The sequence below is a fragment of the Streptomyces sp. NPDC001903 genome (assembly GCF_042891345.1).
Taxonomy (GTDB): domain Bacteria; phylum Actinomycetota; class Actinomycetes; order Streptomycetales; family Streptomycetaceae; genus Streptomyces.
The window spans coordinates 164,761-179,072 of sequence record NZ_JBIASZ010000007.1; the positions used below are offsets into that span (position 1 = coordinate 164,761).

Sequence of the window (14,312 nt, forward strand, 5' to 3'; positions counted from 1 at the left end):
CCTAGGGTCGGCCCACGGCCTGGCCGTCCGGCGGCCGGTCCCGCCCCCCGTTCGGACCGGGACCGGCCGCCGGCGCCGGATCAGCTGCGCAGCGGGCCCTCGCAGCTGTAACTCGACGTCCCCGCCTTGTGGTCGCTCCAGATCTCCACGGGGCCGAAGGAGCAGTTCATGTCGGCCAGGTTGTTGGAGGCCGCGCCCGCCCGGTCGAGGATGAAGTAGTCCACCGTCTCCGACATGTCCTTGAAGTTCTGGTCGTCGCTGCGCCAGTCCTTCAGGTTGGCGGTGATCCGGCCGGTACAGGTGAACCGGCGCTTGCCCGGGTCCCCGTTCTCCACGCAGTCCGGGGTGTTGTAGGTGGCGCTCGCGAAGGACGACTTCACGTTCGCCAGCGCCGCGTCGCGCAGTTGGCCGTTGGGCGTGAAGACGGTGTTCGGCACGTAGAGCTGGTCGACCTTGGCGATCTGCGCGTCCAGGAAGCGGTTGTAGTCGCGCTGGAGGTAGGCGTCCGAGCCCATCCGGTGGCGCCAGGCGTCGTACCCGGCCACGTCGTTGGCCCGCAGGTGGGTGTACATCTCGCGCAGCAGCGAGGGCTTCTCGGTCCACAGGAACTCGAAGAAGGTGCCCGCGTAGTTGTAGAAGCGGAAGCCGTCGCCGTCGTAGGTGGCGTTCAGCAGCTGCTCGACCGTCATCCGCGGGCCGCCGCCGGCCGTGTCGGCAATGATGCCCTTGACCAGGGACTTGCGGACGGCGATGCCGTTGTCGCGGGTGGCGCCGTCGAAGAACTCGGCCGTTCCCTCGTCCATGGCGGTCGTCCGGTCGCCCTCGTACCAGGGGCCCTCGCCGAAGAACCCGGGCACGGCGAAGCGGCCGTTGAGGTAGTGCGTATACTCGTGCCGGAAGAGCTCCTCGAGGGTGAGGGAGGAGTCCTGCGGGACGCGGCGCTGGTAGGTGTAGAAGGTGGCGCCGTTCTCGATGTACATGCCGCCGTTCTCGGTGCCGTAGCCGTACAGCATCGTCTGGTAGGCCACGTAGTCGGCGCGGGAGGCGTACAGCGTGATGTTCAGCGTGGTGTTGGGGTCGCCGGCCAGCGGCTGGTCGGTCCCGACGACGCGGTGGAACTGCGTCTTGACCTGCTTGCTCGCGTAGTAGAGCTGGTCGACGGTGGCCCGGTCGAGGGCCGTGCGGACCTTGATGGCGCCGTTGTCGTAGGTGTACGTGTTCGGGAAGAGCATCTTCTCGATGTCCTCCTTGCACACCCCGTACTGCTTGCACGCGTTGTAGGTGTTCAGCCAGGAGACGATCTTGGCCCAGGGCTCGCTGCCGCTGCCGAAGGTGGCCTTGACCGGCTCCAGGAGGCCGCCGAGGTCGGCGGAGATCTGGCCCTGGAGGCCGTCGATCTGGCCGAAGCGGCCGTACTCGCCGAGCGCGTCGCGGACCACCCACGCGTTCGTGGTGCCCTTGAGGTGGCCGTATCCGGCGAAGGCCTTGAAGGCGGCCCGGTAGCCGGGGTCGGCCTTGGCCGCGGCGTGGAAGGCGGCGTCCTGGTTGCCCGGGTACACGCCGAGGTAGTTGACCGTGAGGGCGGCGAGGGCGGCACCGCCCCAGTTCGCGTCCCCGCTGGTGGCGGGGTGCGAGGCGTCCAGGGTGGCCAGGACCTTCTTGATCAGGCCGAGCTGGGTCTGGCGCATGCCGGGGCCGGTGGCGTAGAGGGCCTCGCGCAGGGTCCGGGCGTTGGAGGCGGTGACGTCGAAGGTCCGTGCGGCGTTGCCGAAGTCGGTGACGGCCCGGCTCATGGTGTCGGCGGTCGCGGCGTCGGTGAGGTCGATCTCGTCACGCGAGAAGTCGTGGTAGACGGCCGCGTGCAGGTACGTGAACATCTCCTCCAGGTGCGAGGAGTTCCGGCCGTCGTGGGCGGCGGCCAGGCCGGATATCCGGCGGGCGACGGCCTGGACGTGCGCGTCGTCCATGACGGGCGCGAGGCGGGCGTCCCAGCTCCAGATCAGCCCGCGCAGACAGCCGTCGGCGGTGACGGCCGGGTCGGCCAGGAAGTCGGCGAGCTGCTCCGGGCCGAGGCCCGTGATCCCGTCAAGGGTGCAGGGAACGCCCGCGGCGACGCTCCGCGCGGTGGGCGCGGCCTGGGCGGCGGCGCGCTCGCGGCTCTTCTCGGTGCGCTCGCCGACGCGCGCGGCCGGGGCGGCGGACGGGGCGGCCCCGGGGACGCGGCCGTCGGCGGCCAGCCCGCCGGGGGCCTGGCCCGTGGCGGGAGCGGCCTCCTTCGGCGAGGCGAGGTGCTCCACCTCGTCGAACGGGTTCGCGGCGGGAGCGCCCGAGGTGAAGGTGCCGGGCACGGCGGCCGGGGCGGGCGCGGCCGCGGGGGCCCGGTCCGCGGTCTGGGACACGGCCTGGCCGGCGGAGGCCAGGAGCGTCACCGCGACGGCGGCGGAGAGGAGGGACGTACGCACAGCTCTGTGCTGAGACACCAAGGACTCCTGGTTGGGAGGGGAGGTGGGGGAAGTGGTGCGCGAGGTGGTGCGTGGAAACGCGAAATACGTGAACTGCCCTGCGTCACACGGCGTTTGACGGGGATTAACGTGCCGCGGTGTGAGCTGTAACATAGTAATGTGAAATTGCACTGACAAGACCTGTGCGCCCACCAGTTCGCATCTTCTTGAGGGAGCCCCATGACCGACACCCCCACCGGCACCTCCCCCGGCACCTCCCCCGGCCCCGACTCCCGCCTCAACATCGGCAGCCACGACCTGCCGGTGTCACCGGAGTTGTCCCGTTTCATGGCCGCCGACTGGGCGCCGTCCCCCCTCCCCGACGCCGCGCGGGTCCTGGCGTACGAGGTCACCCCGGTCCGGCGCGAGCGCCTCTCGGCGCGCTTCCCGGGCGAGCGGCTGATCATCCCGGCCGGCGAGCTGAAGGTCCGCTCCAACGACTGCGACCACCGCTTCCGCCCGCACAGCGCGTACGCCTGGCTGACCGGGCTGACCGGCGAGGACCAGGTGGGCCACGTGCTGGTACTGGAGCCCGCGGGCCCGCACGGCCACGAGCCCGTGCTGTACCTGCGCCCCCGCTCCCCGCGCGCGGGCGGCAGCGAGGAGTTCTACCGGGACCGCCGCTACGGGGAGTTCTGGGTCGGCCGCCGCCCCGACCTGGCCGAGGCCGAGCGCCTGACCGGCCTGCGCTGCGCCCATCTGGACGCACTCGGCTCCCCGGCCGGCCGCAACGCCGCGACCGACACCGAACTGGCCTCCGCGCTCTCCGAGTTGCGCCTGGTGAAGGACGCCTGGGAGGTCGGACAGCTCCAGCTCGCCGTCGACCACACCACCGCCGGCTTCGAGGACGTCGTACGGGCGCTGCCGCGCGCGCTGGCGCACCCGCGCGGCGAGCGGTGGATCGAGGGGGTCTTCGGGCTGCGCGCCCGGGCCGAGGGCAACGGCACCGGGTACGACACGATCGCGGCGTCGGGCGCGCACGCGTGCGTCCTGCACTGGATCCGCAACGACGGCCGGCTCGACCGCGGCGATCTGCTGCTGCTGGACGCGGGCGTGGAGACCGACAGCCTCTACACGGCGGACATCACGCGCACGCTCCCGCTGTCGGGGCGCTTCTCCCCCATCCAGCGGCAGGTGTACGAACTGGTGCTGGCGGCGCAGGACGCGGGCATGGCGGCGCTGCGCCCGGGCGCGAGCTTCCGGGACTTCCACCGGGCCGGGATGCGGGTGATCGCGGAGGGCCTGGCGGAGTGGGGCGTCCTGAAGGACGCGCGGGGGGACCTGCACCGGCGGTACACGCTGTGCAGCAGCGGGCACATGCTGGGGCTGGACGTCCACGACTGCGCGAAGGCGCGCGCGGAGACCTACTTGGACGGGGTCCTGGAGGAGGGCCAGGTGCTGACGGTCGAGCCCGGCCTGTACCTGCAGCCGGACGACGAGACCCTGCCGCCGGAGCTGCGGGGCATCGGCGTGCGCATCGAGGACGACCTGGTCATCACGGCGACGGGCGCCCGGCTGATGTCGGGCGCCCTGCCCCGCACGGTGGCGGGCATCGAGGAGTGGATGGGGAACCTGCTGGCCGGCTGAGCGTCCGCCCCGCCCCCGTGGGACGGGGTCCCGTCAGGGAACGCGTCGAGCCCTGCCTGCCGGTCGGCAGGCAGGGCTCGTTTCAGGTGCAACCGGATCTAGTGCCCTCCCCCGCCACCTCCGCCGCCCCCGCCGTTGCCTCCGCCACCGCCGCCGTTGCCGCCCCCGCCGCCGCCGTTGCCTCCGCCGCCCCCACTGTTGCCGCCGCCACCGCCGTAGCCTCCGCCGCCACCGCCGTCGTGGCCGCCACCGCCGCCACCGCCGTCGCCGCCGTAGCCACCGCGACCGGATCCGTTGTCGCTCCAGCCGCTGTCGTGGCCGCCGCTCCAGTTGTTGTCGTTGCGGTTGTCATGGCCCGAACGGCTGTCGTTCCAACGGCCGTTGTTCCAGTTGTCGTTCCAGTTCGCGTTGTCGTGACGGCCGTTGTTCCAGGAGTCGTTGTCCCAGCACCAGCTCGGCCGGTCGTCCCAGTTGCGCCAGCGGGAGGAGTCGCAGCAGTCACGCCAGTTGTTGCTCCCGCGCCAGTCGTCGGAGCACCATCCCGTGTTGTTCTGCTGGGTCTGGGGAAGACCCGCGGCAACCGCCCCGCCGACAGGCATCAGGCCGAGCGCGAGGCCCGCGGCTCCTGCCACGACCGTCGCGGTGATCACACGGCGCATGACCATGCACCTCCGAGGATTGAGACATTCCTTACAAAAAGGTCATTTCCACCCTCACCCCTGTCTGCTCCGCTGTCAAAAGCACCTGGTCAGCGATCCGGCAACTCGGGCCGGGCCGTTCCGAGTACGGCGATACCGTCCAGTTCGACCAGGGCGGGCCCGTCCCAGAGCCGGACGACCCCGATGACCGCCATGGCCGGGTAGTCGCGGCCGGCCAGCCGGCGCCAGATGCGGCCGAGTTCGGGAGCGTGGACGCGGTACGCCTCCACGTCGACCGTGTACACGGTCACCCGGGCCAGGTCGGCCGGGGCGCCCCCGGACGCGGCGAGGGCCGTCAGGAGATTGCCCAGAGCGCGTTCGAACTGCTCGGGCAGGGTGTCCCCGACCACCTTGCCCTCGGCGTCGAGCGCGGTCTGTCCCGCCAGGAAGACCAGGCGGGAGCCGCTCGCGGCCACGGCGTGGGAGAAGCCCGTCGGCGGGGAGAGCTCCGCCGGATTGATCCGCTCGACGCTCACCGGTAGAGCTCCTTCGCGATGATCGTGCGCTGGACCTCGCTGGCGCCCTCGTAGATCCTCGGGGCCCGGACCTCCCGGTACAGGTGCTCCAGCAGGTGGCCGCGCTGGAGGGCGACGGCCCCGTGCAGCTGGACCGCGTGGTCGACCACGTACTGGGCCGTCTCCGTCGCGAGCAGCTTCGCCATCGCCGACCGGCGCGGGACGTCCGGCGAGCCGGCGTCGTACGCGCCCGCCGCCGCGTAGACCAGGAGCCGGGCGGCTTCGGTGCGGGTGGCCATCTCGGCCACCCGGTGGCCCACCGCCTGGAGGTCCCCCAGCACCCCGCCGAACGCCCGCCGCCCCGCCGTGTACGCGAGGGTCGCGTCCAGGGCGGCCCGGGCCATGCCGACGGCGAAGGCGCCCACGCTCGGCCGGAACCGGTTCAGCGTGTCCATCGCCACCTTGAAGCCCCGGCCGGGCTCGCCGAGCAGGTCCTGCGGGCCGACCGGGACCCCGTCGAAGGACAGCCGGCCGATCGGATGCGGGGAGAGCATGTCCAGCGGCTCGCCCGAGAGCCCGGGGCGGTCGGCCGGGACCAGGAAGGCGGTGACCCCCTTGGCGGCCGGACCCTCGCCCGTTCGGGCGAACACCGTGTAGAAGTCCGCCTCGGGGGCGTTGGAGATCCAGCACTTCTCGCCGCTGAGCCGCCAGCCGCCTCCCCCTCCCCCGCCGCCGCCCCCGCCGCCGTCCACCGCGCTCCCGGTGTCCCGTACGGCCTCCAGCGCCAGCGCCGCCGCGTCCGAGCCCGCCCCCGGCTCGCTCAGCGCGAAGGCCGCCACCGCCCGCCCGGCCCGTACCTCCGGCAGCCAGCGCGCCCGCTGCTCCGGCGTACCCGAGCCGAGCACCGGATGCGCCCCCAATCCCTGCAGGGCGAGGGCCGTCTCCGCCTCCGTGCACCCGTACGCGAGGGATTCGCGGAGCAGGCACAGCTCCAGCGCCCCCGAGGTGAAGACCCGCTCCAGCAGGCCCAGCTCGCCCAGCGCCGCGAGCAGCGGGCGGTTGACCCGCCCCGGCTCCCCCTTGTCGGCCAGCGGCCGCAGCCGGTCCGCGGCCAGCGCGCGCAGTTGGCCGCACCACTCCTCTTGTTCCGCCCCGAGCGCGAATCCGGTCATCCGAACATCCCCGCTTCTATCGCGTCCTGTTGACTGCCGTCACCATCACGATACGCTCGTAGCGCACCCGCACGGCCCGCTCCGCCACTTCGGTCCCCCACCCGGGGAACCGCTGTCGTTGCAAGGGGGCGAACCCGCCTTGGAGCTCAAGCCTTCCGCCCACGCCGACACCTTCGCGCGCGACCATCTGCCGCCGCCGCACGCCTGGCCGCGACTGCTCTTCGAGCTCCCCGAGCTGGCCTACCCCGACCGGCTCAACTGCGGCGCCGAGCTCCTCGACGCGACCATCGACCGGCTCGGACCCGACCGCCCCGCCTTCCGCAGCGGATCCGGCGAGGTGTGGTCGTACGGCGGCCTGCGCAGGCGCGTGGACCGCATCGCCCACGTCCTCACGGCCGACCTCGGCGTGGTCCCCGGGAACCGGGTGCTCCTGCGCGGCCCCACCGGCCCCTGGCTCGCCGCGTGCTGGCTGGCGGTGATGAAGGCCGGAGCCGTGGCCGTGACCGTCCTCGCCCAGCAGCGGGCGCAGGAGCTGGCCACCGTCTGCGCGATGGCCCGGGTGCAGCACGCGCTGTGCCACGTGGACGTGGTCGACGACCTGGCCAAGGCCGAGGTGCCCGGCCTGCGGATCACCCCGTACGGCGGTGAGGGCGCGGACGACCTGCTCCGGCTGGCCGAGCGGCACGCGGCGCCGTTCCCCGCCGTGGAGACCTCCGCCGACGACGTGGCCCTGATCGCCTTCACCTCGGGCACCACCGGCCGGCCCAAGGGCTGCATGCACTTCCACCGCGATCTGCTCTCCGTCGCCGACACCTTCTCCCGCAACGTGCTGCGCCCCCGCCCCGAAGACGTCTTCGCGGGCAGTCCGCCGCTCGGCTTCACCTTCGGCCTGGGAGGCCTGGTCGTCTTCCCGCTGCGCGCGGGCGCCTCCGCGCTGCTGCTCGACCAGGCGGTCCCGCGCCGCCTGCTGCTCGCGCTCGCCCAGCACCGGGTCACGGTGCTGTTCACCGCGCCCACCGCCTACCGGACGATGCTGGACGAGCTGGGCCCGTACGACGTGGGCACGTACGACCTGTCCGCGCTGCGCCGCTGCGTCTCCGCGGGCGAGAACCTTCCGGCGGCCACCTGGCAGGCCTGGTACGAGCGCACCGGACTGCGGATCATCAACGGCATCGGCGCCACCGAACTGCTGCACATCTTCATCTCCGCGGCGGACGAGGACATCCGCCCGGGGACGACCGGCCGCGTGGTGCCGGGCTGGCAGGCCCGGGTCGTGGACGCCTCCGGCCGCCCGGTCGCGGACAACGAGCCCGGGCTGCTGGCCGTGCGCGGCCCCGTGGGCTGCCGGTACCTGGCGGACCCGCGGCAGGAGGAGTACGTACGGGACGGCTGGAACCTGACCGGGGACACCTACGTCCGCGATCCGGAGGGCTATTTCCGCTACGTCGCCCGGGCCGACGACATGATCGTCTCGGCGGGCTACAACATCGCGGGCCCGGAGGTGGAGGAAGCCCTGATGCGCCACCCGGACGTGGTGGAGGCCGCGGTGGTGGGCCGCCCGGACGAGCGACGCGGGCAGATCGTGGTCGCGTACGCCGTCGCACGGGCGGGCGCGGCCCTCGACGAGGAGGAGCTGCGCGCGTTCATGCGGGCGGAGCTGGCCCCGTACAAGTGCCCCCGCGCCTTCGTCTTCCTCCCCGCCCTCCCCCGCACGGCGACCGGCAAACTGCAGCGCTTCCGGCTGCGCGACGGAGAGGACGTCCTGCCGGCGAGCCCGGCATGATCCACACGACGGCCCTAGAGTGAACCCGTGGTCGAGCAGCACACCCCGCGATCCCTGATCGTCACGTTCTACGGCGCCTACGGGCGGGCCTTCGAGGGCCCGGTCCCGGTGTCCGCGCTGGTCCGCCTGCTGGGCGCGGCCGGCGTGGACGCGCCGTCGGTCCGCTCTTCGGTGTCCCGGCTGAAGCGGCGCGGCTTCCTGCTGCCCGCGCGCGCCGCGGACGGTTCGGCGGGGTACGAGCTCTCCGCGGAGGCCCGGCAGCTGCTGGACGACGGCGACCGGCGGATCTACGGGGCGCGCGGTGCGCAGCCGACGGGGGAATGGCTGCTCGCGGTGTTCTCCGTACCGGAGCAGGAGCGGCACAAGCGGCACCTGCTGCGCTCGCGCCTCGCCGGCCTCGGCTTCGGCGCGGTGGCGCCCGGGGTGTGGATCGCGCCGGGCCACCTGTACGAGGAGACCGGGCACACCCTGGACCGGCTGCACCTGACGGCGTACGTGGAACTGTTCCGCGGGGGCCACCTCGGCTTCGCCCCGACCGCCGAGGCGGTGGCCCGGTGGTGGGACCTGACCTCGCTGGCCAAGCAGCACGAGGAGTTCCTGGACCTGCACGAGCCGGTGCTGCGCGCCCTGCAGTCCGGCCCGGCCCCCACCGCGGAGGAGGCCTACCGCGGCTACCTCCTGGCCCTGGACACCTGGCGGCGCCTGCCGTACGCCGATCCGGGGCTGCCGCGGGAGCTGCTGCCCGCGGACTGGCCGGGCGACCGGGCGGCGGCGGTCTTCACCGAACTGCACGACAGGCTGCGGGACATCGGGGCGGGATTCGTCGAAGCGTAGCCGCGCGCGGGTGGGGAAACCCGTGTGCGAGGGGGACCGGTCCGGCGTCATCATGAGCCATGACGTGGACGTTCACCCATGACCTGGCGGCCTTCCGGGCCGCTGCGGGCCCGGCCGTGGCCGCCGAACCGGTGACCAACACCACCCTGCTGACCGTGCTCGACGCACTGGAGCGGCGCGGCACGGACGCGTACGGCTCCGCCGAGCCCTTCTTCGGCTGGTGGACCGCCGCCGACGGGGGCGTCGCCGGCGCCCTGCTGTGCACCCCGCCGTACCCGCTGCTGATCGGGGCCCTGTCCGAGCAGGCCGTGCGCGAGCTGGGGACGGCCCTCGCCACCGAGCCGCTGCTCGCCGGGGTGGACGCGCTGAACGTCCGCCGCCGGGACGCCCGGGCGCTGGCCGCGGCCTGGGGCAGGCCGAGCGAGGTCACCGAGGAGAACCGGCTGTACCGGCTCGCCGGACTGCTCGCCCCGGATCCCGCACCGGCCGGCCGGGCCCGCACCGCCGCCGAGGCCGACCTGCCCCTGCTGCTGGACTGGGCGGGGGCCTTCACACGGGAGGCCCGGGTGCCGGGCGGCCCCTCCGAGGCCTCCCTGCGCGACCGGCTCTCGTACGGGGGCATGCTGCTCTGGGAGCGCGCCGGGACGCCGGTGTCCATGGCCGGGTTCTTCCGCCCGATCGGCTCGGCCTCGCGGGTCGGCCCGGTCTACACCCCGCCGGAGCTGCGCGGCCGCGGTTACGCGGCCGGGGTCACGCACGCGGTCAGCGAAGCGGCGCGCGCGGCCGGCGCCTCGGAGGTGCTGCTCTTCACGGATCTGGCGAACCCGACGAGCAACGGCGTCTACCAGCGCCTGGGCTACATCCCGGTGGAGGACCGCGTCGAGGTGGCGGCGCTCTGAGCACCGCCGGGTGATCGCGCCTCAGCCGCGTCCGGTCGGGGGTTTGCGGCTGCCGGCGCGGTACGGGGCGGGCCAGGGGGCGGCCGGGCCCTCGTAGGACTGGTCGGCGGCCGCGTGCAGGGTCCAGTGCGGGTCGTACAGGTGGGGGCGGCCCACGGCGCAGAGGTCGGCGCGGCCCGCCAGCAGCAGGGAGTTCACGTCGTCCCAGGAGGAGATGGCGCCGACGGCGATGACCGGGATCCCCAGTGCGTTGCGGATCCGGTCGGCGTACGGGGTCTGGTACGAGCGCCCGTACTCCGGGCTCTCCTCCGCCACCACCTGGCCGGTCGACACGTCGATGGCGTCGGCGCCGTGCGCGGCGAAGGCGGCCGCGATGTCCACCGCGTCCTGGGCGCAAGTGCCGCCCGGGGCCCAGTCGGTGGCCGAGATGCGGACGGTCATCGGCCGGTCGGCGGGCCAGACGGCGCGGACCGCGTCGAAGACCTCCAGGGGGAAGCGGAGCCGGTTCCCCAGGGTCCCTCCGTAGGCGTCCGTGCGGTGGTTGGTGAGCGGGGACAGGAAGGAGGACAGCAGGTAGCCGTGGGCGCAGTGCAGTTCCAGCAGGTCGAACCCGCAGTCGGCGGCCCGCACGGCGGCGGCCGCGAAATCGGAGCGGACCGAGGCGAGGTCCGCCGCCGTCAGCGCGCGCGGAACGGCCGAGACACCCGGCCGGTAGGGCAGTTCCGAGGCGGCCACGAGCGGCCAGTTGCCCTCCGGCAGGGGGTCGTCCATGCCCTCCCACATCAGGCGCGTCGAGCCCTTGCGCCCCGAGTGGCCGAGCTGGACGCCGAGCGCGGTGCCGGGCGCGGAGGTGTGCACGAAGTCCGCGATCCGGGTCCAGGCCGCCGCCTGCCCGGCCGTGTACAGGCCGGTGCAGCCGGGGGTGATCCGGCCCTCGGCCGAGACGCAGACCATCTCGGTCATCACCAGGCCCGCTCCGCCGAGGGCCCGCGCCCCCAGGTGGACCAGGTGGAAGTCCCCGGGCGTCCCGTCGCCGTCCTGCGCGCTGTACATGTCCATCGGGGAGACCACGACCCGGTTGCGCAGGGTCAGCCCGCGCAGCGTCAGCGGCGTGAACATCGGCGGGGTGTGCTCGTCGGGGCAGCCGAAATCGCGCTCCACGGCCCGGGTGAACCGCTCGTCGCGCAGCCGGAGGTTGTCGTGGGTGACCCGGCGGCTGCGGGTGAGCAGGTTGAAGGCGAACTGCCGGGCGGGCTGGTCCACGTACCCGGCGAGTTCCTCGAACCAGCGCATGCTGGCGGCGGCGGCCCGCTGGGTCGAGGCCACCGCGGGCCGCCGGGCGGCTTCGTACGCGGCGAGGGCGGCGGGCACGTCCGGCTCGGCGCCCGGCCCGGCGGCGGCCACGGCGTCGGCCACGGCCTCGGCCAGCGCGAGCGCGTCCTCCACCGCCAGCTTGGTGCCGGAGCCGATGGAGAAGTGCGCGGTGTGCGCCGCGTCGCCGAGCAGGACGACGTTGCCGTGCGACCACCGCTCGTTGACGACGGTACGGAACTCGGTCCACGCGGAGCGGTTGCCGTGCAGCGGGCGCCCGCGCAGGGCCTCACCGAAGGTCTTGGCGCAGCGTGCGGCGGATTCGGCCTCGTCGCACAGGTCGAAGCCGGCGGCCCGCCACACCTCCTCGTGCATCTCCACGATCACGGTGGAGGCGTCGGCCGAGTACGGGTAGGCGTGCAGCTGCATGACGCCGTGCTCGGTCTCCGCGATCTCGAAGCGGAACGCGTCGAAGGCGAAGTCGGCGGCGAGCCAGATGTACCGGCAGTGCCCGCTCGTCAGTGTCGGGCGGAAGTGCGCGGCGCCGCTCTGCCGGGTCGCGCTGTGCACCCCGTCGGCCGCGACGACCAGGTCGTACGAGGCCGCCAGGACCGCGGCGGGCGGCGCCGGGGTGCGGAAGCGGAGCCGGACCCCCAGTCCGGCGCAGCGCTCGTGGAGGATCTCCAGCAGCCTGCGCCGGCCGAGGGCGGAGAAGCCGTGGCCCCCGGAGGTCAGCAGCCGCCCCCGGTGCACGATGTCGATGTCGTCCCAGCGCACGAACTCGGCGCCGAGGGCCGTGTAGACCACGGTGTCGGCCTGTTCGATGCCGCCGAGGGTCTCGTCGGAGAGCACCACGCCGAAGCCGAAGGTGTCCTCGGGGGCATTGCGCTCCCACACCTCGACCGTGTGGCCCTGGCGGGCCAGCAGCGCGGCGGCGTACAGGCCCCCGGGCCCGCCGCCGACGACGGCGACCCGCAATGCGCTGCCTGCCGGCATGGCGCTACCTGCCCTTCCACTCCGGGGGCCGCTTCGTGGTGAAGGCGGCGTGGAACTCGGCGTAGTCCCGGCCGTGCATCAGCAGGGCCTGGGTGTTGGCGTCGAGCTCGACGGACGCGGCCAGCGGCATGTCGAGCTCGGCGGTCAGCAGTGCCTTGGTCTGCGCGTACGCGAGGGCCGGGCCCGCGGCGAGGTGCGCGGCGAGCTCTGCGGCCCGTACCCCGGCCTTGCCCTCCTCGGTGACCTCGCTGAGCAGGCCGATGCGCTCGGCCTCCGGCGCGCGTACGGGCTCTCCGAGCATCAGCAGCCGGGTGGCGTGGCCGAGGCCGACGACGCGGGGCAGCAGGTACGCGGCGCCCATGTCCCCGCCGGAGAGGCCGACGCGGGTGAAGAGGAACGCGAAGCGGGCGGTGGGGTCGGCGATGCGGAAGTCGGAGGCGAGGGCGAGGACGGCGCCGGCGCCGGCGGCGACCCCGTGCACGGCGGCGATCACCGGGAAGGGGCATTCGCGGATGGCCCGCACCACCTGGCCGGTCATCCGGTTGAAGTCGAGGAGCTGGGCCGTGTCCATGGCGAGGGTGGCGCCGATGATCTCGTCGACGTCGCCGCCGGAGCAGAAGCCGCGCCCCTCGCCTCCGAGGACGAGGGCCCGTACGGATCGCTCGCGGGAGAGCTCGGCGAGCAGGTCGCGCAGGTCGGCGTAGGCGCCGAAGGTGAGGGCGTTGAGTTTCTCGGGGCGGTCGAGGGTGACGGTGGCCACGCCGTCCTGCCGGGTCACCCGCAGGTGGCGCCACCGTTCGGTCGCTGCTGTGGAACCGATGAAGGGGCTCACACGATCGACGGTATCACTGGATCGTGACTGCCGTCACAGAAACGCGACACACGAGTGAGGGGCGCGCCTGTCGGGTGACCGGGAAGGCCGTCCGGTTCCCCTGGCGGCTCCGTCCGCATGACTATGCGGAATGGGAAACAGGCTAGGGGTGTCCGCGAAGTAGCGCCGTGCGCCCGCGGGGCAGGCGGGACTTCGCGGACACCCCCTAGGCGGCGGGCCCGGCGAGGGTGGCGACGAGCACGGCTTTGATGGTGTGCAGCCGGTTCTCGGCCTCGTCGAAGACGACGGAGTGCGCGGATTCGAACACCTCCTCCGTCACCTCCAGCGAGTCCAGCCCGTGCCGCTCGTGGATCTCCCGGCCGACCTTGGTGCCCAGGTCGTGGAAGGCCGGCAGGCAGTGCAGGAACTTCACGTCCGGGTTGCCGGTCGCGCGCAGCACGTCCATGGTGACGGCGTACGGGGCCAGGGCGGCGATCCGCTCGTCCCAGACCTCCTTCGGCTCGCCCATCGAGACCCAGACGTCGGTGGCGACGAAGTCGGCCTGGGCCACGCCCTCGGCGACCTCCTCCGTCAGCATGATCCGGGCCCCGCTGGCGGCCGCGAGCTCGCGCGCCCTGGACACCACCGACTCGGCCGGCCAGTAGGCCTTCGGCGCCACGATCCGTACGTCCATGCCGAGCAGCGCGCCGGTCACCAGGTAGGAGTTGCCCATGTTGAACCGGGCGTCGCCGAGGTAGGCGAAGACGACGCGCTCCAGCGGCTTGGCGCAGTGCTCGGTCATGGTGAGCACGTCGGCCAGCATCTGGGTGGGGTGCCAGTCGTCGGTGAGGCCGTTGAACACCGGCACGCCGGAGTGGGCGGCGAGCGCCTCGACGGCCTCCTGGCTGTCGCCCCGGTACTCGATGCCGTCGAACATCCGGCCCAGCACCCGCGCCGTGTCCTTGACCGACTCCTTGTGGCCGATCTGGGAGCTGGCCGGGTCGAGGTAGGTGGTGTGCGCGCCCTGGTCGGCGGCGGCGACCTCGAACGCGCAGCGGGTGCGCGTCGAGGTCTTCTCGAAGATCAGCGCGATGTTCCTGCCCTGGAGGCGGCGCTGCTCGGTGCCGGCCTTCTTGGCCGCCTTGAGGTCGGCCGCGAGCTCGATCAGACCGCGGAACTCGGCGGCGGAAAAGTCGAGCTCCTTGAGGAAACTGCGGCCGACGAGGTCGGTGGCCATGGGGACACTCCAAGGGTCACGCTGACAG

At 73.4% G+C, this 14,312-nt stretch carries 11 protein-coding genes; 4 read left to right on the plus strand and 7 right to left on the minus strand.

Annotation, left to right across the window (positions count from 1 at the left end):
* Positions 1-80: 80 nt before the first annotated feature.
* Complete coding sequence (locus ACFYZS_RS18145) at positions 81-2,480, minus strand: collagenase (protein WP_389013027.1); 2,400 nt, start codon at positions 2,478-2,480, stop codon at positions 81-83.
* Between the two features lie 201 nt (positions 2,481-2,681).
* On the opposite strand from ACFYZS_RS18145, the gene ACFYZS_RS18150 reads away from it, so the two are divergent.
* Positions 2,682-4,088 carry an aminopeptidase P family protein gene (locus ACFYZS_RS18150; RefSeq protein WP_389013030.1) on the plus strand — a complete coding sequence of 469 codons (1,407 nt, stop codon included), beginning with the start codon at positions 2,682-2,684 and terminating at the stop codon, positions 4,086-4,088.
* A 98-nt stretch (positions 4,089-4,186) separates the two neighbouring features.
* Here the strand turns inward: ACFYZS_RS18150 and ACFYZS_RS18155 are convergent, their stop codons facing one another.
* The 3 genes from ACFYZS_RS18155 to ACFYZS_RS18165 form a co-directional block, all read right to left on the minus strand.
* Positions 4,187-4,747 carry a hypothetical protein gene (locus tag ACFYZS_RS18155; RefSeq protein WP_389013033.1) on the minus strand — a complete coding sequence of 187 codons (561 nt, stop codon included), beginning with the start codon at positions 4,745-4,747 and terminating at the stop codon, positions 4,187-4,189.
* 89 nt (positions 4,748-4,836) lie between these two features.
* Positions 4,837-5,262: a RidA family protein gene (locus tag ACFYZS_RS18160; protein ID WP_389013035.1), complete on the minus strand. Its 426-nt coding sequence runs from the start codon at positions 5,260-5,262 to the stop codon at positions 4,837-4,839.
* Positions 5,259-6,413, minus strand: coding sequence for an acyl-CoA dehydrogenase family protein (locus ACFYZS_RS18165; protein ID WP_389013038.1), 1,155 nt, complete (start codon positions 6,411-6,413; stop codon positions 5,259-5,261). The genes ACFYZS_RS18160 and ACFYZS_RS18165 overlap by 4 nt, the downstream gene beginning before the upstream one ends.
* A gap of 139 nt (positions 6,414-6,552) precedes the next feature.
* Between ACFYZS_RS18165 and ACFYZS_RS18170 the strand changes: the two genes are divergently transcribed.
* From ACFYZS_RS18170 to ACFYZS_RS18180, 3 genes are read left to right on the plus strand one after another with little or no spacing between them, the layout of a single operon-like run.
* Complete coding sequence (locus tag ACFYZS_RS18170) at positions 6,553-8,196, plus strand: AMP-binding protein (RefSeq protein WP_389013040.1); 1,644 nt, start codon at positions 6,553-6,555, stop codon at positions 8,194-8,196.
* A gap of 27 nt (positions 8,197-8,223) precedes the next feature.
* Positions 8,224-9,030 carry a PaaX family transcriptional regulator C-terminal domain-containing protein gene (locus ACFYZS_RS18175; RefSeq protein ID WP_389013043.1) on the plus strand — a complete coding sequence of 269 codons (807 nt, stop codon included), beginning with the start codon at positions 8,224-8,226 and terminating at the stop codon, positions 9,028-9,030.
* A gap of 59 nt (positions 9,031-9,089) precedes the next feature.
* A complete protein-coding gene (locus ACFYZS_RS18180) occupies positions 9,090-9,929 on the plus strand; it encodes a GNAT family N-acetyltransferase (protein ID WP_389013046.1) in 840 nt (279 codons plus the stop codon).
* A gap of 21 nt (positions 9,930-9,950) precedes the next feature.
* On the opposite strand, the gene ACFYZS_RS18185 is transcribed toward ACFYZS_RS18180, so the two are convergent.
* The 3 genes from ACFYZS_RS18185 to argF all read right to left on the minus strand — a co-directional run bounded on the left by ACFYZS_RS18185 (position 9,951) and on the right by argF (position 14,284).
* Entirely contained in the window at positions 9,951-12,236 is a 2,286-nt protein-coding gene (locus ACFYZS_RS18185) for a bifunctional salicylyl-CoA 5-hydroxylase/oxidoreductase (protein ID WP_389013049.1), read from the minus strand.
* Between the two features lie 4 nt (positions 12,237-12,240).
* A complete protein-coding gene (locus ACFYZS_RS18190) occupies positions 12,241-13,068 on the minus strand; it encodes an enoyl-CoA hydratase family protein (protein ID WP_389013052.1) in 828 nt (275 codons plus the stop codon).
* A 205-nt stretch (positions 13,069-13,273) separates the two neighbouring features.
* On the minus strand, positions 13,274-14,284 hold the full coding sequence (gene argF / locus ACFYZS_RS18195) for an ornithine carbamoyltransferase (RefSeq protein ID WP_389013055.1): 1,011 nt from the start codon (positions 14,282-14,284) through the stop codon (positions 13,274-13,276).
* Positions 14,285-14,312: the final 28 nt, after the last annotated feature.